The organism is Bradyrhizobium sp. Ken64, from assembly GCF_055807555.1.
Map to the genome: position 1 here is coordinate 72,613 of NZ_JBVVPA010000014.1, position 22,612 is coordinate 95,224.

The window sequence follows — 22,612 nt, forward strand, 5'->3', positions numbered from 1 at the left end:
CGATGGGCAACCACGTCCGTCGCGGAGGAAACGCGTCGCCCAATCAAGGGCGGCCACAAAAACAAGCAAGGCATAGAAGCAACAATGAATGTCGCTGTTCGCAGTCACGCCACGGCCAAACAGGCTTCTGAACATTTCGACGTGCTGATCGTCGGCGCGGGCATCTCGGGCATCGGTAGCGCCTATCACATGACCAAGCAGCTTCCGGATGCGAGCTTCGTCATCCTGGAAACGCAGGCGACGTTCGGCGGCACGTGGACCACGCATCGCTATCCCGGCATCCGCTCCGACAGCGATCTCCACACCTTCGGTTATAGCTTCAAGCCCTGGGTCGGGCCGCCGATCGCGACCGCAGAGGAAATCCTCGCCTACATGAACGAAGTGATCGACGAAAACGATATCGCGCGGCATATCCGCTACAAGCACAAGATCAATTCGGCGAACTGGTCTAGCGAGCAGAACCTCTGGACCATCGAAGCGGTGACGACCGACACTGGCGAGCCAAAAACTTTGACGGCGAATTTCCTCTGGATGTGCCAGGGCTATTACCGCCATTCGGAAGGCTATACGCCGGAATGGAAGGGCACGGATCGCTTCAAGGGCCGCATCGTTCATCCACAGACCTGGCCTGATGATATTGACCTCGCGAACAAGAAGGTCGTCGTGATCGGCTCCGGCGCGACGGCGGCGACGCTGGTGCCGAACATCGCCGACAAATGCGCGCGTGTCACCATGCTGCAGCGTTCGCCGACCTATTTCCGTTTGGGGCGCAACGCCATTGAGATCGCGGAGGAGCTGCGCAGGCTTCAGGTTGACGAAGCCTGGATCCACGAGATCGTCCGGCGCAAGATCCTGTTCGAACAGGACGCGTTCACCAAGCTTTGCTTGTCAAAACCCGAGCAGGTGAAGCAAGAGCTGATCGGCCAGATCAGCGCGGTGCTCGGTGCGGAGTACGATGTTGACACACATTTCACGCCGAGCTACCGGCCGTGGCGGCAGCGCATCGCCTTCGTGCCCGATGCCGATCTGTTCAAGGGCATCGCCAGCGGCAAGGCGTCCGTCGTCACCGACGAGATCGAGTGCTTCGTCGAGAACGGAATCCAACTCAAATCCGGCAAGCTGCTCGAAGCCGACGTCATCGTCACCGCAACCGGCTTCAATCTCGCGGCGCTCGGCGACATCGACTTCGAGGTCGATGGCAAGCCGCTCGCCTTCGGCGACACCGTCACCTATCGCGGCATGATGTTTACGGGCGTGCCGAACATGGTCTGGGTGTTCGGCTATTTCCGCGCCAGCTGGACGCTGCGCGTTGATCTCGTCGCCGACTTCGTCTGCCGCCTGCTCGGTCACATGAAGGCCAAAGGCAAGAAGAAGGTCGAGGTCAAGTTACGCGCCGAAGACCACAACATGCCGATCCTGCCCTGGATCGATCCGGAAAACTTCAATCCCGGCTACATGATGCGCAACATGGACCTGCTTCCCAAGCGCGGCGACAAGCCGGAATGGCAGCACAGCCAGGATTACTGGACCGAAAAGGACGAGATCCCGAAGACGGATCTGGATGGCGGGGAGTTTGTGTACGGGTGAGGGGGCCCGTAGGGACGCAAGCGATCGCGACACTTTCCACTGTCGTCCCGGGGCGCGAAGCGAGCCCGGGACCCATACTCCCAGGCAGTGGTCGTGGGGCGAGCCGGTCACTCCGAGTCTTCGCCAATCGTCTCCCTGTGGTTATGGGTCCCGGATCTGCGCTTCGCTTGTCCGGGACGACACTGTTGGTTGGACGGGGCGCGTTTCAACTCACTCGCAGCAAGACTACGAATTCCTTCTTGTCGCATTCGTTGCAATCGCCGCAGCCGCAGTCCGGTTCTCGACCCCAAGCTTGGAATAGATCTGCTCGAGATGCTTGTCGACCGTGCGCGGGCTCAAGCCCAGAATCTGCGCGATGTCGCGGTTGGTCTTACCCTTGCTGAGCCAGGCCAGCACCTCGCCTTCGCGTGTAGTGAGGCCAAGCTCGCTGGTGAATTCGGGTGGCGGCGCGGTGCCGGACTCCTTGGAGAGCCGCAGCAGGAACTCGTGCGGCGCGGTCTCGCCCATGTAGTACAGCCGGAGCTGAGGATTCTCGGGCAGGGAAGCCGCCTGGGACTTCGAGCTGCCCTTGCCCTTCGCCTGCTCCAGCCATTGCAGCAATGATATCGGCAGGACGAAGTCGTCGTCGGGCTGCGCGCCGTGGTGGTCCGCCAGCAGCTTCTGCGCCTGCGGGGTCGCCCACAACAATTTGCCCTGGCGGTTGACCGCGAACAGGAATCGGCCGGACACGTCGAGCGCGGCGCGTGCGCTTTGCGTCAGACGCGCATTGCCGAGATGAACGCGGATGCGCGCCAGCATCTCCTCGATCACGATCGGCTTGGTCACGTAGTCGACGCCGCCGGCCTCCAGCCCGCGCACGATGTGCTCCGTCTCGGCGAGCCCCGTCATGAAGATCACCGGGACATTGGCAAGGCCCGCATCGCGCTTGAGGCGGCGGCAGGTCTCGAATCCGTCCATGCCAGGCATCACCGCGTCGAGCAGCACGATGTCAGGCGTGATCTGGTCGACGATGCGCATCGCGGCCGCGCCGTCGAGCGCCACCATCACCGTCATCCCGGCGTTGTCGAGCGCGTCGGTGAGCAGCCGCAGCGTCTCCGGGGAGTCGTCGACAACGAGCGCGACGTCGCGCTTTTTCGACTCAGTGCTCATACGCATGCAACGTCTTCAATGTGGCCATATACTGGTCGAGATCGAAGCGGTCGATCAGCGACCGCATTTCCGCGACGAAGTCGGCATGTTCAGGATGCTCACCGCCGATCTCGTCCAGCTTCAACTGGATAGCCTTGACGTAGCCGATCTGACCAAGCCCGATCAGCGCCTCGATGTGTCGTACAGGCGGCCGCGAGCCGCTCTCCGGCCGCCATAGCGGCACGGCGATCTCGTCCGTGCCGTATTGCCATTCGATCTTCAGAAGCTGGCGGATGCCTTCCAAAAGCCTGGGGATGTCGATCGGTTTCATCAGATAGCCGTCGTGGAAGGGCTGCGCCAGCGGTGTGCCGTGGGCCTCGAGCGCGCTGGCCGACACCATCAGGATGCGCGCCTGATGATGGCCGTTCGCGCGCAGCGTTTCCGCGACCGTCCAGCCGTCCATGCCCGGCATGGAGATATCGAGCAGAAACAGATCGGGCCGGCAGTGCTGGGCCAGCGCCAGGCAACCAGGTCCGTCGGGCGCGCTGAGCAGGATGAAGCCGAGTGGTGTCAACACCTCGCGCAGGAGGTCGCGATGCACGGGATCGTCGTCGGTGATGAGGATGGTCTTGCGCGCGCCGTGATAGCCGGAGATCGGGGCCTCCACCGGCGCGATGCGCTGCGGATTGGTGACTTCCGAGAGCAACATCTTGACCTTGAACGTGCTGCCGCTGCCGACCGTGCTCAAGACCTTGATGTCGCCGCCCATGACGCCGGCGAGCAGCCGGCTGATGGTCAGGCCCAGCCCGGTGCCGGTCTGCGGCTGCGAGACACCGAGCGCGCCGCGCTCGAAGGGTGCGAAGATGCGTTCGAGATCGTCCCCTTGGATGCCGGGACCGGTGTCGATCACCTCGAACTCGGCGACCGGGCTGCGATAGTGCACCACGAACTGCACGCTGCCGGCCTGGGTGAATTTGATCGCGTTGGACAGCAAATTGATCAGCACCTGGCGGAGCCGCTTCTCGTCGGCATAGACCACGACCGGCAAATGCGCCGGCCGCCGGAACACGAAGTCGATGCTCTTGGCTGCGGCTTGAAGGCGGAACATGCCGACGAGCTGGTCGAGGAATTCGCTCAAGCGCACCTCGTCGCGCGACAGGTACAGCCGCCCCGCCTCGATCTTGGAGATGTCCAGAATGCCGTCGATCAGGCCGGAGAGGTGATCGGCGCTGCGGCGGACGACGCGGACCTGGTCGCGCGGCTTGGTGTTGAGCGTGGTGTCCTGCTCCAGGAGTTGGGCATAGCCGCTGATCGCATTCAGCGGCGAGCGCAGCTCGTGGCTCAGGCCGACCACGTAGCGGCTCTTGGCGAGGTTGGCGGATTCGGCGATTTCCTTGGCGCGCTGGAGCTCGGCGTCGGTGCGCTTGTGCGCATCGATCTCCTGGATCAGCAGCGTGGTCTGGCGCCGGGTCTCGGCCTCGGCGGCCCGTCGGCTCTGCTGCGCCAGCACGAACAGCCAGGCCACCACGCCGATGATGATACTGAGCGAGAAGAACACCTTCCAGAGCACGTTGGAGACGAGCATGTTCTCGCCAGGCACGCTGACCGAGGTCTGGAGGTAGATCAGCCCCAGCACCAGCGCAACGAGGCCCGCGGAGACCACGAACACACCGATGTAGTGGCCGAACTGCGAGTTGATCCGCTGATAGATCGACTGCGGCAAGATCCTGGCGAGCGCGTCGGCGAACTGCACCTGCGCCCGCGCATGCGGTTTGCACAAATCATGGCAGCGCGCGTCGAGCGAGCAGCACAGCGAGCAGATCGGGCCGGCATAGGCCGGACAGGAGGTCATGTCCTCCGGCTCGAAATGGTGCTCGCAGATGCAGCACTGGATCGATTCGATATTGGCCCAGCTCCTCTTCGGCTTGCGCGCGATGTAGTATTTGCCGTCGGTGAGCCAGGCGATGACGGGCGCGGTGACGAAGGCGACCGTCAGCGCGACAAAGGCCGCGAGCGCTTTCATGGTCGAGCCGAACAGGCCGTAGAATGCCGCGATCGAGACGATGGTCGCGATCGTCATCGCGCCGACGCCGACCGGGTTGACGTCGTAGAGATGGGCGCGCTTGAACTCCATCTGCGGTGGGCGTAGGCCGAGCGGCTTGTTGACCACGAGATCGGCCACCAGCGCACCGACCCAGGCGATCGCGACATTGGAGTAGAGCGCTAGCGTCTGCTCCAAGGCCTTGTAGACGCCGATCTCCATCAGCAGCAGCGCCACCATCACGTTGAACACCAGCCAGACGACCCGGCCCGGATGGCTATGCGTCAGACGCGAGAAGAAGTTCGACCAGGCGATCGAGCCTGCATAGGCGTTGGTGACGTTGATCTTGAGCTGCGACAGGATCACGAACGCGCCGGTGAGCGCCAAGGCCATGTCCGGCTGCGACAGCACGTAGCGAAACGCTTGGAGATACATGTGCGCAGGCTCGGCCGCCAACTCGCTGGAGAGACCGTGGCTCAGCGCGAAGAAAGCGAGAAACGAGCCCAGCAGCAGTTTCAGCGCGCCGAAGATGATCCAGCCGGGGCCCGCGATCAGCAGGGCGGCCCACCACGACGTTCGCGACGTGCGGCGGTCGCGCGGCAGGAACCTCAGGAAGTCGACCTGCTCGCCGATCTGGGCCACCAGTGAAAACACCACGGAGGATGCGACACCGAACAGCAGCAGATCGAAATGTCCGCTGGGGTCGCCGTGCTCGCCGGCGAATTTGCGCCACTCCGTGAAAGAGTAAGGATTGGCCCAGGCGATCGCCGCGAAGGGCAGGATGTGCAGAATGATCCAGATCGGCTGCGTCCAGAGCTGGAAGCGGCTGATCAGCGTGATGCCATAGGTGACAAGCGGGATGATCGCGACCGCGCTGATGAGATAGCCGATCGGGCGCGGAATGCCGAAGCACATCTCGAGCGCCGTCGCCAGGATCACGGCCTCGATCGCGAAGAAGATGAAGGTGAAGGAGGCGTAGATCAGCGAGGTGACGGTCGAGCCGATATAACCGAAGCCGGCGCCGCGGGTGAGCAGGTCAATGTCGATGCCGCATTTGGCGGCATAATAGGCAATCGGAACGCCGCAGCAGAAGATGATGGTGGAGACGACGAGGATCGCCGCGGTGGCGTTGGTCACGCCGTAGTTCAGGGTGATTGTGCCGCCGATCGCCTCCAGCGCGAGAAAGGAGATGGCGCCCAGTGCGGTGTTGGCGACGCGGGCGGCGGACCACCGGCGCGCGCTCTTGGCGGTGAAGCGCAGCGCGTAGTCTTCCAGCGTCTGGTTGGCGACCCATTGGTTGTACTGGCGCCTGACGCGATCTATCCGCTGCCGCCCTGCCACTTAACCCCCACTCCCGAACTCCCGGATCCCTCGCAAAACCTGTACCAAAACCCTACGTCGTCATTTTGCGGTGCAGTATACGCGATCTTGCGTATGCTTGCAGTGCACAAATTCGAGCCATCCTCACGGCACCAATCGCGTGTCCTCGAACAACAGTGGGGTGCTCATGTCAGACGAAGCGAACAAGGGCCTGTTATCGCCGCTCCGGCGCAAATTATTGATGGGAATGGCGGCCGTGCCGGCCATCACCATGCTACCGCGAGCATCTTTTGCGCAGGCCCCGGCGACCTCGGCGGTCAATACCACGGGCCTCGCGGTCACCGACACCGAGGTGACGGTCGGCATCCTGCATTCGGCGACCGGCACCATGGCAATCTCCGAGACCGGCTCGATCGAAGCCGAAAAGCTCGCCATCGAACAGATCAATGCCATGGGCGGCGTGCTCGGGCGCAAGATCAAGTTCATCCAGGAAGACGGCGCGAGCGACTGGCCGACCTTTGCCGAAAAGGCCAAGAAATTGCTGGTCAACGACAAGGTCGCGGCGATCATGGGCTGCTGGACCTCGGCGTCCCGCAAGGCCGTGCTGCCCGTCATGGAACAGTACAACGGCATGCTCTATTACCCGACCTTCTATGAAGGTCTCGAGCAGTCGAAGAACGTGATCTACACCGGCCAGGAAGCCACTCAGCAGATCCTCGCCGGCCTGAACTGGATCGCCAAGGAGAAGGGCGCGAAGTCGTTCTTCTTCATCGGCTCCGACTACATCTGGCCGCGCACCTCGAACAAGATCGCGCGCAAGCACGTCGAGAACGTGCTGAAGGGCAAGGTCGTCGGCGAAGAGTATTATCCGCTCGGCAACACCCAGTTCAATTCGGTCATCAACAAGATCAAGCTGACCAAGCCCGACGTGATCTTCACTGACGTCGTCGGCGGTTCGAACGTTGCGTTCTACAAGCAGCTCAAGGCCGCCGGCATCGACCTCTCCAAGCAGGCGCTGCTCACGATCTCGGTGACCGAAGACGAAATCGACGGCATCGGCGGCGAGAACATCGCGGGCGCCTATGCCTGCATGAAGTACTTCCAGTCGCTGGACAATCCGAACAACAAGAGCTTCGTCCCGGCGTTCAAGAAGATGTGGGGCGAGAAGACCGTGATCGGAGACGTCACCCAGGCTGCCTATCTCGGCCCGTGGCTGTGGAAGTTGACGGTGGAGAAGGCGGGCTCCTTCGACATCGACAAGATCGCGGCGGCGTCGCCGGGCATCGAGTTCAAGGGCGCTCCGGAAGGCTATGTGCGCATCCACGAAAATCATCACCTCTGGTCGAAGACCCGGGTGGGACGCGCCAAGCTCGATGGCCAGTTCGAACTGATCTACGAGACCGCCGATCTGGTCGAGCCGGATCCGTTCCCCAAGGGCTACCAGTAAGACTGGGATCACCAGTAAGACGCGGCGCCTGCCGCGGCTTCCCCTGAGATCAAGCGTCTCCCTGGCGCGGATCGCAAGTCCACGCCCAAGACCCCCGCGTCGCGAACCTGCTCGCGACGCGGGACCCTTTCCCGACGGAGGACATCGATGTTCGGCGACTACTCGCTTGGTGACCTTGGCTCCATCTTCGTCATGCAGGGCTTTGCAGGACTGATCCTGTTCTCCGTCTACGTCCTGATGGCGCTGGGTCTTGCGATCATCTTCGGCCAGATGGGCGTCATCAACATGGCCCATGGCGAGTTCATGATCCTTGGGGCCTACGTCACCTGGATGACCTCGAGTTTCTTCCAATCCTATTTGCCGAGCCTGTTCAGCGGCTACTTCTTCCTCGCGATGATCCTGGCCTTTGTCGCATCCGGTGCGTTGGGGATGCTGGTGGAATGGGTGCTGATACGGCATCTCTACAAGCGCCCGCTCGACACGCTGCTTGCGACTTGGGGCCTCAGCCTGATCCTGCAACAGGCCTATCGCTCCGTGTTCGGCGCGCGCGAGGTCGGCGTCGAGCTGCCGCAATGGATGCTTGGCTCGCTGCACGTGACCGACAGCATCGAAGTGCCGATCAACGGCGTCTTCGTGATGTGCCTCACCCTCCTGATCACCGTCGGCGTCGCCTACGTGATGTACAAATCGCGCTGGGGTCGGCAGGTGCGCGCCGTCGTGCAGAACCGCATCATGGCCGGTGCCGTCGGCATCAACACCGAAAAGGTGGATCGCTACACTTTCGGCCTCGGCTGCGGCATTGCCGGTGTCGCCGGGAGCGCCTTTACGATGATCGGCTCGACCGGGCCGACCTCCGGACAGCTCTACATCGTCGATACGTTTCTGGTGGTCGTGTTCGGCGGCGCGGCAAGCCTGCTCGGCACCATCGCATCGGCCTTCTCGATCTCGCAGACCCAATCCACCCTCGAGTTCTTCATGTCGGGCTCGATGGCCAAGGTGCTGACGCTGCTAGCCGTTGTCGGAATCCTGATGCTGCGGCCGCAGGGGCTGTTCGCCCTCAAGGTTCGCAAGTGAGAAACTGGGGCTGATGCAATGACCGACAATCGCTTCTTCAATCGATCGGAGCTCATCGGAATTCTGGTGCTCGCGGTCTTCCTGGTGGTGGTGCTGCCGCTCACGCTCGATGTCTTCAGGCTCAACCTGGTCGCAAAATACCTGACTTACGCTTTCGTCGCGCTGGGGCTGGTGGTCTGCTGGGGCTATGGCGGCATTCTCAGTCTCGGCCAGGGCGTGTTCTTCGGGCTCGGCGGCTACTGCATGGCGATGTTCCTCAAGCTCGAGGCCTCGAGCGTGGAGAACACCAAGATCCAGTCGACCCCCGGCATTCCCGATTTCATGGACTGGAATCAGATCACCGCGCTCCCGCTGTTCTGGAAGCCCTTTAGCAGCCTGACCTTCACGGTCGCCGCCATCATTCTCGTGCCCGGCATATTTGCTCTCATCATCGGCACTGCGATGTTCAAGCGCCGTGTCGGCGGCACGTATTTCGCCATCATCACCCAGGCGGTCGCGGCCATCCTGACCATCCTGATCGTGGGCCAGCAGGGCTACACCGGCGGCATCAACGGCATGACCGATCTGCGGACGCTGAAGGGATGGGACATCCGGCCCGACCACGCCAAGATCGTGCTGTATTTCTTCGAGGTCGGGTGCCTGTTCGTCTGCATCATGATCGCGCAATTCGTCCGGCACTCCAAGCTCGGGCGCATCCTGGTCGCGATGCGGGAGAAGGAGGACCGCGTCCGCTTCTCCGGCTACAGCGTCGCCAACTTCAAGATCTTCGCCTTCTGCGTCGCCGCCGTGTTCGCCGCAATCGGCGGCGCCATGTTCGCCCTCAATGTCGGCTTCATGTCGCCGTCCTTCGTCGGCATCGTGCCGTCAATCGAAATGGTGATCTACACCGCGGTCGGCGGCCGCTTGTCGATCCTCGGCGCGGTCTACGGCACGCTGCTGGTCAATTTCGCCAAGACCAGCCTGTCGGAAACCTTTCCCGAATTGTGGCTGTTCGGACTGGGCGGGCTGTTCATCGCCGTCGTGCTGGCCTTTCCCAACGGCCTTGCCGGGATCTGGGGCGATTATGTGCAGCCGCGCATCGACAGCCTGATCTCGTCGCGCAAACCGAAACCCGAAGGCTGGACCGACAGCTCGGTCGCCGACGGCGCCCCTGCGGAGTGAGGAGATCATCATGCTCGTCGGTCATCACGATGCCGATGCCATGCTGGCAGTGAGGAGGTAGATCATGCTCGTCGGTCATCAGCCCAAGGAATTTCTGCTCGCCGTCGAAGCGCTGACCGTGTCGTTCGACGGGTTCAAGGCGGTCAACGATCTCTCATTCTACGTCGACGAGAACGAGATCCGCGTCATCATCGGTCCGAACGGCGCCGGCAAGACCACCGTGCTCGACCTGATCTGCGGCAAGACCAAAGCGACCTCGGGTTCGATCCAGTTCCGCGGCAAGGAGCTGACGCGGATGAGAGAGAACGAGATCGTCAAGACCGGGGTCGGTCGCAAATTCCAGAACCCGTCGATTTACGACGATCTCACGGTGTTCGAGAATCTGGAAATCTCCTATCCGCGCGGACGCTCGGTGTTCGGGGCGCTGACCTTCACGCGCGACGCCGCCGTACGCGACCGGGTGCATGAGGTCGCCGAGATGATCTTCCTGAAGGATCGGCTGAACGTGAATGCCGATCTGCTCAGCCACGGCCAGAAGCAATGGCTCGAGATCGGCATGCTGCTGATCCAGGACCCGGACCTGCTAATGCTCGACGAGCCGGTCGCCGGCATGAGCGTGTCCGAGCGCGCCAAGACCGCCGAGCTGCTCAACCGCATCATCAAAAACCGCTCGGTGCTCGTCATCGAGCACGACATGAAGTTCGTCGAGGACATCGCGCACAAGGTCACCGTGCTTCACCAGGGCCAGATCCTGTCAGAAGGGACCATGGAGAAGGTGAAGAACGACCCCAAGGTCGTCGAAGTTTATCTCGGTCACTAAGGAGCGCGACGATGCTGGCTATTTCTGATCTTCACGTCGCCTACGGCCAGAGCGAGGTGCTGCACGGGCTCAACGTCAAGGTCGCGCCCAATGAGATCGTGGCGATCATGGGCCGAAACGGCATGGGCAAGACCACGCTGATGAAATCGCTGATGGGCATCCTGCCGGCCAAGAGCGGCTCGGTGACCATGGACGGCGCCGAGCTCGGTGCCTTGCCGAGCTACGAGCGCGTCGCCAAGGGTCTCGCCTATGTGCCGCAGGGCCGCATGATCTTCTCCACCATGACGGTGAAGGAAAACATCGAGACCGGCCTCGTGGTCTCCGGCGGGACCGAGGTGCCCGGTGACATTTACGAACTGTTTCCGGTGCTGCTGGAGATGAAGGACCGCCGCGGCGGCAATCTCTCCGGCGGCCAGCAGCAACAGCTCGCGATCGCCCGCGCGCTGGCGACCAAGCCAAAAGTGCTGCTGCTGGACGAGCCGACCGAAGGCATCCAGCCGTCGATCATCAAGGAGATGGCGCGCACGCTCAAGCGCATCCGCGACGAGAAGGGGCTTTCGATCGTCGTGTCCGAGCAGGTCCTGAGCTTCGCTCTCGATATCGCGGACCGCGTGCTGGTGATCGAGAACGGCGAGATCGTCCGCGACGATCCGCGCGACGCCGTCGATGCCGCGCAGGTCTCGAAATATCTGTCCGTCTAACCAACCGTGTAAAAGGGGAGCATCTCGATGCCAGAGACACTGATCAAGGTCGATCTCACCAAATCGGCCTATGAAAATGACATGGTGCATAACCGCTGGCACCCCGACATTCCGATCGTGGCCTGGGTCAATCCAGGCGACGACTTCATCATCGAGACTTATGACTGGACCGGCGGTTTTATCAAGAACAACGATTCCGCCGACGACGTGCGCGACATCGATCTATCGATCGTGCACTTCCTCTCGGGCCCGATCGGCGTCAAGGGCGCCGAGCCCGGCGACCTCCTCGTCGTCGATCTGCTCGACGTCGGTCCGATGAAGGAGAGCATGTGGGGCTTCAACGGCTTCTTCTCCAAGCAGAACGGCGGCGGCTTCCTCACCGATCATTTCCCGCTGGCGCAGAAGTCGATCTGGGACATCAAGGGCCTCTACACCTCGTCGCGGCATATTCCGGGCGTCAATTTCGCCGGCCTGATCCATCCTGGCCTGATCGGCTGTCTGCCCGATCCGAAGATGCTGGATACCTGGAACAAGCGCGAGGCCGAGCTGATCGCGACCAATCCGACCCGCGTGCCCGGCCTCGCCAATCCGCCGTTCGCGCCGACCGCCCATGGCGGCCGCGCCAAGGGCGACGTCAAGGACAAGATCGGCGCCGAAGGCGCGCGGACCGTGCCGCCGCGGGAGCATGGCGGCAATTGCGACATCAAGGACCTTTCGCGTGGCTCGAAGATCTACTTCCCGGTCTACGTACCCGGTGCTGGTCTCTCGATGGGCGATCTGCACTTCAGCCAGGGCGACGGCGAGATCACCTTCTGCGGCGCGATCGAGATGGCGGGCTGGCTGCATTTGAAGGTCGAGGTGATCAAGGACGGCATGGCGAAGTACGGTGTCAAGAATCCGATCTTCAAGCCGTCGCCGATCACGCCGAATTACAAGGACTATCTGATCTTCGAGGGCATTTCGGTCGACGAGGCCGGCAAGCAGCACTATCTCGACGTCACCATCGCCTATCGCCAGGCCTGCCTGAATGCGATCGAATATCTGAAGAAGTTCGGCTACTCCGGTGCCCAGGCCTATTCGATCCTCGGCACGGCACCGGTTCAGGGCCACATCTCCGGCGTGGTCGACGTGCCCAATGCCTGCGCCACGCTATGGCTACCGACGGAGATCTTCGACTTCGACGTGATGCCGTCCTCGGCAGGACCTATCAAGCACATCAAGGGCGATATCCAGATGCCGATCTCACCCGACAAATAATCCCTGCGTGACGGGGTGCGGGACGGTGTATCTGCCGCCCCGCATCCGCCGCGGCAGTTCTCTCACAGACAACAGCGTAGGGATGATGCGATGCCGGTCTATGAATATCTCTGTGACGATTGCGGTCCGTTCAAGGATATGCGCCCGATGGCCGAATGCGACGATCCGCAGGTCTGCCCACAATGTGAAATCATGGCGCCGCGCGTTATCCTGACCGCCCCGAACTTCTTCTGCATGCCGTCGGAGACCCGCAAGGCTCACGCCGTCAACGAGCGCAGCACGCACGCGCCGCAGACGCTGGCGCAATACAAGGCCTCGCACGGTCCCGGTTGCGGCTGCTGCTCCACGGGAAAAAACTCATCGGACAAGAAAAAGCCGGCGCGGCTGGTGACCAAGACCAGAAGCGGCGCCAAGGGCTTCCCTACCGCGCGGCCCTGGATGATCAGTCACTGATTTACCCGGCTCTCCCAAACAGAAACAGAGTAGAGGAGCAATTCAAATGCTTCACGGTGACATCTCCAGCAGCAACGACACCGTCGGCGTCGCGGTGGTCAACTACAAGATGCCCCGCCTGCACACCAAGGCCGAGGTGCTCGACAACGCCCGCAAGATCGCCGACATGGTGATGGGCATGAAGACCGGCCTTCCCGGCATGGATCTGGTGATTTTCCCGGAATACTCGACCCAGGGCATCATGTACGATTCCAAGGAGATGTATGAGACCGCTTGCGCGGTGCCCGGTGAAGAGACCGCGATTTTTGCGGAAGCCTGCCGCAAGGCCAAGGTGTGGGGCGTATTCTCGCTGACCGGCGAGCGCCACGAGGAGCATCCGAACAAGGCGCCCTACAACACCCTGATCCTGATGAACGACCAGGGTGAGATCGTGCAGAAGTACCGCAAGATCATGCCGTGGGTGCCGATCGAGGGCTGGTATCCCGGCAATTGCACCTATGTCTCCGACGGCCCGAAAGGGATGAAGGTCAGCCTGATCATCTGCGACGACGGCAACTTCCCGGAGATCTGGCGCGACTGCGCCATGAAGGGGGCCGAGTTGATCGTGCGCTGCCAGGGCTACATGTATCCGGCCAAGGAGCAGCAGGTCATGATCTCCAAGGCGATGGCGTGGGCCAACAACGTCTATGTCGCGGTCGCCAACGCTGCCGGCTTCGACGGGGTTTATTCCTATTTCGGCCACTCCGCGATCATCGGTTTCGATGGCCGCACCCTCGGTGAGTGCGGCGAAGAGGACTACGGCATCCAATATGCCCAGCTGTCGAAGCATCTGATCCGCGATGCGCGCCGCAACGGCCAGTCGCAGAACCATCTCTACAAGCTGGTCCATCGCGGCTACACCGGCATGATCAATTCCGGCGAAAGCCCGCGCGGTGTCGCCGCCTGCCCCTATGATTTCTACAAGAACTGGATCGCCGATCCCGAGGGCACAAGGGACATGGTCGAGGCGATGACGCGTGCGACGCCCGGGACCGCCGAATGCCCGATCGACGGCATCCCCAATGAAGCGGCGCCGAGCAACTACTGAGCCATGGCTGCATCGACCACCCGGTCCTGCGCCGGCACGGGCGTCGTGCACAACGCGTGCTGAGGGTCTACCGTTTCTGCCGCGCCGGCTTGCGCGGCGGTCGCGGAGCGGCAGCCGGTGTGGGTGTCCCGCTCATCTTGTTGGCGGCCTCGCTGACGTCGAGCAGTGAGCGACGGATGTCATCGAGGAAGTTTGCCGACTTCTTTCTCATGGTGTCGGCGAGCTCGTGCAATCCCTGGATCTTTTCGAACAGCTCATCCGCCTTGCCGTCGGCAAAGCCGGGCACGACGCCTTCGATCTTTGTGACCGCCTTGTCGAAGCCTGCGAAGGCGCTGTCGACCTTGGCCATGACGGAATCGATTTCGCCGCCCTTGCTCCTGAGATCGGCGGTGTAGTTCTCGAACGTGCGCAGGCCCTCCTTGATCGCCGGTGCGTTGCTGACGATTGTGCGGTCGACACTATGCAGGGTGTCGACGATCGATTCGGCGTCGCTGAGATCGGCGGTCAGCACGGGGACGCCGTCCGAATCCAGCGGCACCGGCGGCGCGGAGGGCGCGCCACCGATCAGCGAGACCGCGGCGACGCCGGTGAGACCCTGGAACTCGATGCCCGCGACGGTGTCCTTGCGGATCGGCGCGGTATTGTCGAGCATCACCAGGGCCACGACCTTGCGCGGATTGTCCAGCTTGATCGACAGGATCTGGCCAGCGGGAACACCGTCGAAATTGACCGGCCCGCCGCGCCGCAATCCGCTGGCCGAGCCGCCCTCGAATACCACGCGTAACTGGCTGCGGCTCTGGAGGGTGCGCCATTTCTGCACGCCGAGCACGCCGCCGAACGCCACGGCGATCACCGCCAGCGTCGCCGTTCCGATCACCAGATTGCTCGCGCGTGCCATGCAGGGTGATTTTACGGCCAAACGAAGGAAGTTGGAAGGAGCTGCAATGGTACGTAGGGCGGGTTAGCGAAGCGTAACCCGCCAACGCCTCCTGCGGCCATGGACCGATTTGGCGGATTACGCTGCGCTAATCCGCCCTGCGCGACATCAATGCCCGGCCGCGCCTTTTGCCGCAGCATTGTTCAGCACGATCAGGGCATCGACGGCGACGCCGGTCCTGGCATTGATCAGGAAAGGATTGACGTCGATCGAGGCGATCCGGTCACCGGCATCCGCGATCAGGTTGGACAGACCCACCAGCGCCTTCACCGCGGAGGCCTCGTGCAAAGCCGGCTTGCCGCGATAGCCGCGCATCTTGATACCGGCCTTGGTGCGGCCGATCAGAAGCCGGGCCTCAGCCTCGTCCAGCGGTGCACCGGCGAGCGCGACGTCCTTCATCAGCTCGATATCGATGCCGCCGGTGCCGAACAGCACGACCGGGCCCATCTCGGCATCGAGGGAGGCACCGACCACGAGCTCCAGATCGGCCTTGACCTGTTGCGCGATCAGGATGCCGTCGAGCTTCGGCTTGCCCTTCAGCTTGTTCACGCGCGCGGTGATGTCGGCGAACGCCTTTTTCACCTCGGCCACACTGGTGAGATTCAGCACCACGCCGCCGATGTCTGATTTGTGCAGGATCTCGGCGCTGACGACTTTGGCCACGACAGGGAAGCCGATCTGCTTGGCGATCTTCACGGCCTCGGCTGCCGTCTGTGCGATTGCCTCCTTCGAGATCGGGATGCCATAGGCCTTCAGGAGCTTCTTCGAGGCGACCTCGTCGAGTGCGGCGCCGGTTGCCGATTTCAGCGCCTTCTCCAGCACGGCACGAGCGGCAGGCTTCGAGCTCGAGACGACATCAGGCACTTCCTTGCGTAGCTTGGCGTAGTCGAGCAGCGACTTGATCGCGGTCACCGCGCGATCCATGCCTTGCATGACCGCGAGATGTGGCAGCGACTTGCGCAAGGTCTTGGTGAACTCGGTGAAGCCGATCGACATCGCGCTGATATAGATCACCGGCTTGCCTGCCCGGCCCGCCATCTCGTCGACGATGCGCAGATTGCGCTCGCGCAGCTCGTGCGGCGCCTTCGGCAGCTCGGCATCGATGATGACGATGTCGATATCGGGATCGTCGATCATCAGCCCGATCGATTTCATGTAGACGGAGGGATCGACCACCGCGGCAAAGCCAGCGTCGAGCGGATTGCCGACGATCGAACCCGGCCCGAGCATCTTTGCCAGCTCCGAGCCGACATGCGAGCTGAGTGGTGCGAAATTCAGGCCTTCTGCATCGAAGGCATCGATCAGCATGCCGCGCTTGCCGCCGGATAGTGTCACTGCGGCGAGCTGGTCGCCCCTGGGCACAGCGGCATGGACGAAGCATTCGGTGGTCTCGATCAGTTCGTCGAGCCCGCCGACCCTGATGACCCCTTCGCGCGTTGCAATGGCGTCGAATGTCTCGATCGAGCCCGCAAGCGCGCCGGTGTGTGCCATCGCCGCCGCGCGGCCACCCTCGGACGCTCCGAGCTTGAGCGCGATCACCGGTTTGCTCGCGGCGCGCGCCGCCTTGCAGGCGTCCCGGAATGCCTTGGTGTTGCGCACGCCTTCGAGGTAGACCACGATCACCTTGATGCTCGGATCCTCGGCGAAATAGCGCATCAGGTCCGGCGTCTCGAGCCCGGCCTCGTTGCCAGTCGTCACCATGTAGCCGACCCCGACGCCGCGATCTTCCAGGGCCTGGCGGATCGCCATGACGATGGCGCCGGATTGTCCGGCAATCGCCACCGCGCCCTGTTCCATGGTGACGATACGGTCGTCGATATTGGTGAAGAGCTTCTCGCCCGCGCTCAAATTGCCGAGGCAGTTCGGGCCGGTGACCGCCAATCCCGTCTCGCGCACGGCCGCTTGCAGTTCGGCGGCGAGCTTCTGGCTTTCCTCGTCCTGCAACTCGCTGAAGCCCGAGGTGACGATGGTGGCCGAGCGCGCGCCGGCCGCGGCGGCATCGCGGATCACCCGCACGGCAAAGCGCGCCGGCACCAGCACCAGCACGTGGTCGGGCTTCTCCGGGAGGCTTGTAAAGTCCTTGTAGCAGGGGACACCCCAGATGGTGTCGCGCTTGGCATTGACCGGATAGAGCCCGCCCTCGTAGCCGTATTTGACCAAATTGTTCCAGATGCGCTCGGCATAGTTGCCGGGCTTGTCGGTCGCGCCCACCAGCACGATGTTGCGCGGATGCAGCATGGCGTGGATGCCCCTGACGATGTCGCTGGCATCGGGCGACGGAGACCATGGGCGCGACGAAGCGGAGGCGGCAGATACGCGAGCTTCCATGGTGTGACCTCACCTGTTGTTCTTGTTGGCGGTGTGTCACTCTGTTCTATGGCGAGTTCTTCGGACTGGCAACCACGTGGGCAGGTATGCCGTGCGGTGGAATGAGCGCGCATCGGTGGTGATCGACATCTTGGGATCACTGCTCGCGCCGTCGTTCAGTATCTCAGGATGCCGAGCTTGTAGGCGTAGTGATAGGCCAACTGCTTCGCCAGATAAGGAGCGATGGCGCGCCGGATCTGCATCTGTGTCGGTTCGAAGCCGAGAATGCGTCGCCGCAGGACGCCCATCTCCCTGACGCCGATCGCATAGGTAAATGCCGTCTTTTGTGCGTCATGGATTCGGAAACAGGCGAGAAATCGCGGCAAGCGTGCGAATTTGAATCCTGCGGCTTGCGCTCGAAGGATGAAGTCCCAGTCCATCGCGTAGTGTAAGCTCTCGTCGATCGGCCCGATCCTGTCCCAGACGCGCTTGCGCCAGAACATCGTCTCTTGCGGAATGTAGTCGGCATATCGCAGCGCCCTGCCGTCATGGGGCGGCAGGACGGCGCGGCCCACCTCGAGTCCCTCGCGATCGATGAAGACGCGATGGCCGTAGACGACGTCGACACGCGGATGTGCGATGAAGTAATTTGCGACATAGGCAAGCGTCCCGGGCAGCAGCATGTCGTCGCTGTTGAGATAGGCCATGATCTCGCTCTTGATGCCGGCGAAGCCGAGATTGATGGCGCTGGATTGCCCCTTGTCCGGTTCGCTGCTCCAGCTCAGGCTATCGCCGCGCCTCTTCAGGAGATCGAGCGTACCGTCGATCGAGGCGCCGTCCTGCACGTGATAATACAGGTCCGGATAGTTCTGGCTGACGATGCTGTCGATCGTGGCGCCGAGATATTGCGCATGGTTGTAGCTCGGAGTGACCATCGCGATTCTGGGCGCGCCCGAATGGATCGCAGGTGCTGGCGGGAAAGCCGTCAGGTTGAGCAGGCGCGGCGGATATTGCTCGAAAGTCCACATCGGCGGGCGGCGCCAGAGGCTCCGAAGCGACGAGCGTCTTTGTCCGGCGGCGATAAGATCCTGGTTCCTCTCCAGGAGCGCGACGCGGTTTTCGAGCTGTTCGAGACGCGGCCTGAACTCCTCATCCATCACCGTTCTTCTCGCAAATTGCAGCGAAAATGCTCAATGGGCCGTTCTGATAAGTCTCCCGTCGACGGCGCCGGTTCAGCGGTTCCATCAAGCGGGATTGTCCCTACAGGCCGGGCGGATTCAAGAGGGGGGCGCGGATCGATTGCGAACCGCTATTCATCGGTTCCGATCAGGGTGGCATGCAGGATGTAGCGCTCGGGGCCGGACGCGACGGCGTCGAACGGCCAGCAGGTCGCGAGCACGAGTTCGGCTGTCCGTGCCGCACGATCGATGCCGGAGGCATCGAAGCGAACCACAGCGGAGGAATCCGCGCGAAAGCGAAAGTGCTTGCCATCACTGCGTGTGACATCGATCAAGTCACCAATGGCGACATTCCGCAGGAAGCGGAAATGAGTGTCGCGGTGCGCTGCATATACGGCAACACCCCGCTCGCCTGCGTCAGCCGTTTGGCGGATATGGCCGGGACCGAAAGCGAGCGCCTGGCCGCTCGCGCCTTCCAGCACGATCGCGCTGGCGCCGATCCGCCTCACCTCGATCCGTGCGACCGGCCAGGTATCGGCCCAGGACCATGGCCTGACCACCTCGCCGGTCGCAACGCTCCGGTCGAACGCCCGCTCCAGCAGCACCTGCGCGAGCCACGCTTTGGCATGGATGTAGGCGCCGTCGCCGAACAGGATGATGCCGATCAGGGCGAGAGCCAGGGGAGAGATGAGGCGGGGCATTGTACTAATTCCCGTCATTGCGAGGAGCGAAGCGACGAAGCAATCTGGACTGTTGCCGTGGATGAATTTCTGGATTGCTTCGCTTCGCTCGCAATGACGAAGTTGAGAGGGCGTGTTCAAAAAGGCGCGCGCGGCCGTTGGTGTGGGACGGGCAGCCGCGCGCGCTAACAGAGGAGTTCGGGGGGCTCCTCTCTCAAGCGGCGTCAGTGAGCAAGGACTGACGCCGGTTGAACACGAACAGGATCAGGGCGAGCACGACCAGGATCAGGCCTGCGGTCATTTTCAGCTCCGCCGAGGTCGCGGTTTTGGGCAGGCGGATCGCATCCGGTGCAGCGGGCGTCGGCCGTCTCGTGGCCGGCTGGTTGCGTGCATCGGCGTGACGCTCGCGGAGCTGCGCCGGGACCTGCTGTCGTTCGCCAAAGACCTTCGCGAAATCCCAACCGGCCGGCAGGTTGATCGGCAATTCGCTGGGCTTGAGCGGCTCGCCTTCGGGACGGCTCGGCGTCTTGTCGACCGCGACGAGGCTGGTGAGCCGGGTGACGATCTGATGGTCGAGCGCCAGTGCCAGGATTGCCTTGTCGGAATCCTCGGGCGTCATCTCGCGCAGGGTGCGCGCCACTTCGGCATCGGCGATCTTGCGCTTGGCCCAAAGCTTCGACAGCCCTTTGCCTTCCGCCGCATTTTGCAGCGGCAGCGTCACCGACCATGGGCGGTCGCCGACGCGGCCTTTGATCTCGACCGAGCCCGCGAGCGTGTCGAGCTTTGCCGCCAGCACCAGGGGCTCGTCGCGATAGAGGTCGGGAATGATCGTCGGTGTGACGTCGGCCTTGGCTTCGGAGAACTTTGCGCTCAGGCCGGTCACGGCCGGGTTCTCGAGCTTGGCAAACAGGCCGCGCATGCGCTCCTCGACCTGCTCGACGGAGCCGATATGGGTGAAGGCACCGCGGCCGAGCTCGGCGGCGCGCGTCATCAGATAGGTGTTGGGCGCCGACCCGATGCCGACCATGAACACGCGCGAGCGGCCGCGCATCGCCGTGATCGTTTCGAACAATTGCTGCTCGTTGCCGATCGCACCATCGGTCAGAAATACGACCTGGCGAACCATGCTGGCGTCGCCGAGCTTGTCGGTCAGCGCGGCCCGCATCGCCGGCACCATCTCGGTGCCGCCACGCGCCTGCAGCGCGCTGACGAACGAGGTGGCTTCACCGACACGCTCGGCATCCGCCGCCACGGAGGCCGGAAACAGCACGTCCATGGTGTCGTCGAAACGGATGACGTTGAAACGGTCGGTGGGCTGGAGACGGGAGAGCGCGTAGGTGAGGCTCGCCTTGGCCTGAACGATCGACGTGCCGCCCATCGAGCCGGAATTGTCGATCACGAATATCACTTCGCGCGGCCGTGGCTTCTGCGTCGCCTGCTCGGCGGCGGGCGGGGTGACGAAGGCGAGCAGATAATCGGCGTCGCCGACGCGCTCGCGGAACAAACCGACCGACGGCGCCTTCACGGCGGCCGGCTTCCAGGTCAGTTCGAAATCGCGATCGGCAGGCACGGCACCGTCGGCAAGCGTGACGATTCGCGTCGTATTATCCGGGCTCTCGACCTTGACGGTGTGGTGGGAGCTCTTGACCTCACCGAGCGCAAAGCCGGCGTTCAGGCGCACCGTGATGCTGGTCGGATTGACCGGCGCATTCCTGGCGGGATCCAGCACGGGCGGCGCGATGCGGTCGCGGTCCGGCACCGGGTCCGAGTTCGTCGCGCCCCAGCCGGAGCCGTCGTTGCGGAAATCGACGCTCTGGACGATCGGCGCCGGATTGTAGCGCGGCCCGACCACCAGCGGCAGCCGCAGCGAATATTCGTTGCCGGATTGATGCACCGGCTCCTGATATTCGATCTGCACCAGCACGGTTTCTCCGGGACCGATATTGGCGACCGAGTTGGTGAAGATGTTCGGCCGCTCCTGTTCGGTGAGCGCGGCCTTCTGGCCGGCCCGACGCGCCTCTTCGTAGATCACGCGCGCCTGCTGCCGCTCCTTGACGTCGCCGACGATGACGCGGTTACCGACCACCATCTTCAGCGAATCGACCGCACCGCCGGCGGGGAGCGGATAGACATAGGTCGCCTCGACCCAGTCCTTCGTTGGGTTGCGAAAGATCTGGGTGACTCGTGCTCGCAGTGTCGGGCCCGACACCGTGATGTCGACGTCGATGCCGAGGCGGATCGCTTCCGTGTAGGCGCCGTCCTCCTTGAGGAGGAGAGACCCGGATTTGGCATCGCCGGGCTGGAGCAGGCTGGCCTGCTCCGTCGTCGCCGACCAGCCCGGCTCCAAGCTCACCAGCAGGGCCACGAAGGCGACCAGCATCACCGCGATGCCCTGCGCCAGAAGGAACAGTCCGACCACGATAAGTCTGCCCAGCCAAGGGTGTTCGTTACTGTCCATCGTGTCGTAGGTATCCATTTGGCCTGCTCCCGAGGTTGTTCGCTGGCCTCGAGCATCGGCCGGGACGGCCCGATTTCGCGAGCAGAATGATCGGCAATGATCCGCCGCGGCCGGCCCGCGTGGGCCGCCGCCGGGTGGCCAAGTGTGGTTTTGTGCTGGTTTGTCCGCCCTGCTAGGATGTCGTCCTGGAGCAGGGCCACGATGCAGACGCAGGACAAATTCACCGACAAGCAGCTGTCGGACGAGCAGAGCCGCGAGATTGCGGAGACCATCCGTGAGGAGCTCGCCAGGCGCCGGATTTCCCGGCAGGCGCTGGCCGAGCAGGCCAAGCTCAGCCTGTCGACGCTGGAGAAGGTGCTCGGCGGCCGACGGCCGTTCACGCTGGCGACCACAGTGCGGCTGGAGCAGGCGCTCGGCGTCTCGCTGCGCAGAAGCGCCGCCGTGGTGACGCCTCCGGCCGCAAACGATGTCGCGCCCGACAGCCTCGGCTCCTATGCGCATCGCGCGGTGACCTGGCTCGAGGACGTCTACATCACGTTGCGACCGTCGTTCGGCGACAAGGACGCGATCTTCGCCTACCGAACCGAGATCGTCTGGGAGCCTAAAGTCTCTTCACTGGTGTTCCGCGAGGGGGAGCGGACCGATGCCGCCTATGAACACACCGGCGAAGTCGCCGTGCCGCATCAGTCCGGCTTCATCTATCTCGTCATCATCAAGCACGGCCAGCATCGCGTGATCACTGTGTCGCGGCCGACGGTCGCCGGCGAGATGTACGGGATCATCTCGACGCTCCGCGCCGGTCCCGGCTCGCAGCTGACGCCGATCGCAGCGCCGATCGCCTATGTGCCGTTCCGAAACTTCGCGAAGCCCTCGCTGGGTCGGGTCGCGCCCGGCGATGCTAACCACGAATTATACCAAAAGCATCTGCGCCGAACGGTAGAAGAATCGTTCGCGCTGTTTCTGTCGGTATAGTCCG

At 63.0% G+C, this 22,612-nt stretch carries 17 protein-coding genes; 10 read left to right on the forward strand and 7 right to left on the reverse strand.

Annotation, left to right across the window (positions count from 1 at the left end; all coding sequences use genetic code 11):
- Nucleotides 1-84 precede the first annotated feature (84 nt).
- Nucleotides 85-1,587, forward strand: coding sequence for a flavin-containing monooxygenase (locus AC0L2F_RS22485; RefSeq protein WP_473249883.1), 1,503 nt, complete (start codon nucleotides 85-87; stop codon nucleotides 1,585-1,587).
- Nucleotides 1,588-1,812: 225 nt separating this feature from the next.
- Here AC0L2F_RS22485 and AC0L2F_RS22490 read toward each other — a convergent pair whose 3' ends face one another.
- Both AC0L2F_RS22490 and AC0L2F_RS22495 read right to left on the reverse strand, forming a co-directional pair.
- A complete protein-coding gene (locus AC0L2F_RS22490; protein ID WP_473249884.1) occupies nucleotides 1,813-2,742 on the reverse strand; it encodes a response regulator in 930 nt (309 codons plus the stop codon).
- The gene (locus tag AC0L2F_RS22495) at nucleotides 2,726-6,097 is read right to left on the reverse strand and encodes a hybrid sensor histidine kinase/response regulator (RefSeq protein WP_063996454.1); all 3,372 of its coding nucleotides are present in this window, start codon (nucleotides 6,095-6,097) and stop codon (nucleotides 2,726-2,728) included. Before AC0L2F_RS22495 ends, AC0L2F_RS22490 begins: the two co-directional genes overlap by 17 nt.
- Nucleotides 6,098-6,263: 166 nt before the next feature.
- On the opposite strand from AC0L2F_RS22495, the gene urtA reads away from it, so the two are divergent.
- From urtA to AC0L2F_RS22535, 8 genes are all read left to right on the forward strand, one after another.
- Nucleotides 6,264-7,523 carry an urea ABC transporter substrate-binding protein gene (gene urtA, locus AC0L2F_RS22500; RefSeq protein WP_007615926.1) on the forward strand — a complete coding sequence of 420 codons (1,260 nt, stop codon included), beginning with the start codon at nucleotides 6,264-6,266 and terminating at the stop codon, nucleotides 7,521-7,523.
- A 147-nt stretch (nucleotides 7,524-7,670) separates the two neighbouring features.
- Nucleotides 7,671-8,597, forward strand: coding sequence for an urea ABC transporter permease subunit UrtB (urtB, locus tag AC0L2F_RS22505; protein WP_063996453.1), 927 nt, complete (start codon nucleotides 7,671-7,673; stop codon nucleotides 8,595-8,597).
- An 18-nt stretch (nucleotides 8,598-8,615) separates the two neighbouring features.
- Nucleotides 8,616-9,758: an urea ABC transporter permease subunit UrtC gene (gene urtC, locus AC0L2F_RS22510; protein WP_473249885.1), complete on the forward strand. Its 1,143-nt coding sequence runs from the start codon at nucleotides 8,616-8,618 to the stop codon at nucleotides 9,756-9,758.
- Between the two features lie 64 nt (nucleotides 9,759-9,822).
- On the forward strand, nucleotides 9,823-10,578 hold the full coding sequence (urtD, locus tag AC0L2F_RS22515; RefSeq protein WP_007615920.1) for an urea ABC transporter ATP-binding protein UrtD: 756 nt from the start codon (nucleotides 9,823-9,825) through the stop codon (nucleotides 10,576-10,578).
- An 11-nt stretch (nucleotides 10,579-10,589) separates the two neighbouring features.
- Nucleotides 10,590-11,279, forward strand: coding sequence for an urea ABC transporter ATP-binding subunit UrtE (urtE, locus tag AC0L2F_RS22520; protein ID WP_007615918.1), 690 nt, complete (start codon nucleotides 10,590-10,592; stop codon nucleotides 11,277-11,279).
- 27 nt (nucleotides 11,280-11,306) lie between these two features.
- Nucleotides 11,307-12,536: a formamidase gene (gene fmdA, locus AC0L2F_RS22525; RefSeq protein ID WP_007615916.1), complete on the forward strand. Its 1,230-nt coding sequence runs from the start codon at nucleotides 11,307-11,309 to the stop codon at nucleotides 12,534-12,536.
- 90 nt (nucleotides 12,537-12,626) lie between these two features.
- A complete protein-coding gene (locus tag AC0L2F_RS22530; protein ID WP_007615914.1) occupies nucleotides 12,627-12,989 on the forward strand; it encodes an FmdB family zinc ribbon protein in 363 nt (120 codons plus the stop codon).
- Between the two features lie 46 nt (nucleotides 12,990-13,035).
- A complete protein-coding gene (locus tag AC0L2F_RS22535; RefSeq protein ID WP_473249886.1) occupies nucleotides 13,036-14,076 on the forward strand; it encodes an aliphatic amidase in 1,041 nt (346 codons plus the stop codon).
- Nucleotides 14,077-14,143: 67 nt separating this feature from the next.
- Here the strand turns inward: AC0L2F_RS22535 and AC0L2F_RS22540 are convergent, their stop codons facing one another.
- The 5 genes from AC0L2F_RS22540 to AC0L2F_RS22560 form a co-directional block, all read right to left on the reverse strand.
- On the reverse strand, nucleotides 14,144-14,974 hold the full coding sequence (locus AC0L2F_RS22540; RefSeq protein WP_007615910.1) for an MlaD family protein: 831 nt from the start codon (nucleotides 14,972-14,974) through the stop codon (nucleotides 14,144-14,146).
- 147 nt (nucleotides 14,975-15,121) lie between these two features.
- Complete coding sequence (locus tag AC0L2F_RS22545) at nucleotides 15,122-17,341, reverse strand: acetate--CoA ligase family protein (RefSeq protein ID WP_473249887.1); 2,220 nt, start codon at nucleotides 17,339-17,341, stop codon at nucleotides 15,122-15,124.
- A gap of 155 nt (nucleotides 17,342-17,496) precedes the next feature.
- Nucleotides 17,497-18,477 carry a glycosyltransferase family 2 protein gene (locus tag AC0L2F_RS22550; protein ID WP_473249888.1) on the reverse strand — a complete coding sequence of 327 codons (981 nt, stop codon included), beginning with the start codon at nucleotides 18,475-18,477 and terminating at the stop codon, nucleotides 17,497-17,499.
- Between the two features lie 152 nt (nucleotides 18,478-18,629).
- Nucleotides 18,630-19,199, reverse strand: a complete 570-nt coding sequence (locus tag AC0L2F_RS22555) for a class GN sortase (protein WP_473249889.1) — start codon at nucleotides 19,197-19,199, stop codon at nucleotides 18,630-18,632.
- A 193-nt stretch (nucleotides 19,200-19,392) separates the two neighbouring features.
- Nucleotides 19,393-21,654 carry a marine proteobacterial sortase target protein gene (locus tag AC0L2F_RS22560; RefSeq protein ID WP_473249890.1) on the reverse strand — a complete coding sequence of 754 codons (2,262 nt, stop codon included), beginning with the start codon at nucleotides 21,652-21,654 and terminating at the stop codon, nucleotides 19,393-19,395.
- A gap of 183 nt (nucleotides 21,655-21,837) precedes the next feature.
- Here AC0L2F_RS22560 and AC0L2F_RS22565 point away from each other — a divergent pair, with 183 nt between their 5' ends.
- Complete coding sequence (locus AC0L2F_RS22565) at nucleotides 21,838-22,608, forward strand: helix-turn-helix transcriptional regulator (protein ID WP_473249891.1); 771 nt, start codon at nucleotides 21,838-21,840, stop codon at nucleotides 22,606-22,608.
- Nucleotides 22,609-22,612 lie beyond the last annotated feature (4 nt).

What these genes read in the sequence shown, in the direction of transcription:
- AC0L2F_RS22485 (WP_473249883.1), top strand. Translation starts at nt 85, where the DNA reads ATGAATGTCGCTGTTCGCAGTCACGCCACGGCCAAACAGGCTTCTGAA.
- AC0L2F_RS22490 (WP_473249884.1), bottom strand. Translation starts at nt 2,742, where the DNA reads ATGCGTATGAGCACTGAGTCGAAAAAGCGCGACGTCGCGCTCGTTGTC.
- urtA (WP_007615926.1), top strand. Translation starts at nt 6,264, where the DNA reads ATGTCAGACGAAGCGAACAAGGGCCTGTTATCGCCGCTCCGGCGCAAA.
- urtB (WP_063996453.1), top strand. Translation starts at nt 7,671, where the DNA reads ATGTTCGGCGACTACTCGCTTGGTGACCTTGGCTCCATCTTCGTCATG.
- urtC (WP_473249885.1), top strand. Translation starts at nt 8,616, where the DNA reads ATGACCGACAATCGCTTCTTCAATCGATCGGAGCTCATCGGAATTCTG.
- urtD (WP_007615920.1), top strand. Translation starts at nt 9,823, where the DNA reads ATGCTCGTCGGTCATCAGCCCAAGGAATTTCTGCTCGCCGTCGAAGCG.
- urtE (WP_007615918.1), top strand. Translation starts at nt 10,590, where the DNA reads ATGCTGGCTATTTCTGATCTTCACGTCGCCTACGGCCAGAGCGAGGTG.
- fmdA (WP_007615916.1), top strand. Translation starts at nt 11,307, where the DNA reads ATGCCAGAGACACTGATCAAGGTCGATCTCACCAAATCGGCCTATGAA.
- AC0L2F_RS22530 (WP_007615914.1), top strand. Translation starts at nt 12,627, where the DNA reads ATGCCGGTCTATGAATATCTCTGTGACGATTGCGGTCCGTTCAAGGAT.
- AC0L2F_RS22535 (WP_473249886.1), top strand. Translation starts at nt 13,036, where the DNA reads ATGCTTCACGGTGACATCTCCAGCAGCAACGACACCGTCGGCGTCGCG.
- AC0L2F_RS22540 (WP_007615910.1), bottom strand. Translation starts at nt 14,974, where the DNA reads ATGGCACGCGCGAGCAATCTGGTGATCGGAACGGCGACGCTGGCGGTG.
- AC0L2F_RS22545 (WP_473249887.1), bottom strand. Translation starts at nt 17,341, where the DNA reads ATGGAAGCTCGCGTATCTGCCGCCTCCGCTTCGTCGCGCCCATGGTCT.
- AC0L2F_RS22550 (WP_473249888.1), bottom strand. Translation starts at nt 18,477, where the DNA reads ATGGATGAGGAGTTCAGGCCGCGTCTCGAACAGCTCGAAAACCGCGTC.
- AC0L2F_RS22555 (WP_473249889.1), bottom strand. Translation starts at nt 19,199, where the DNA reads ATGCCCCGCCTCATCTCTCCCCTGGCTCTCGCCCTGATCGGCATCATC.
- AC0L2F_RS22560 (WP_473249890.1), bottom strand. Translation starts at nt 21,654, where the DNA reads ATGGATACCTACGACACGATGGACAGTAACGAACACCCTTGGCTGGGC.
- AC0L2F_RS22565 (WP_473249891.1), top strand. Translation starts at nt 21,838, where the DNA reads ATGCAGACGCAGGACAAATTCACCGACAAGCAGCTGTCGGACGAGCAG.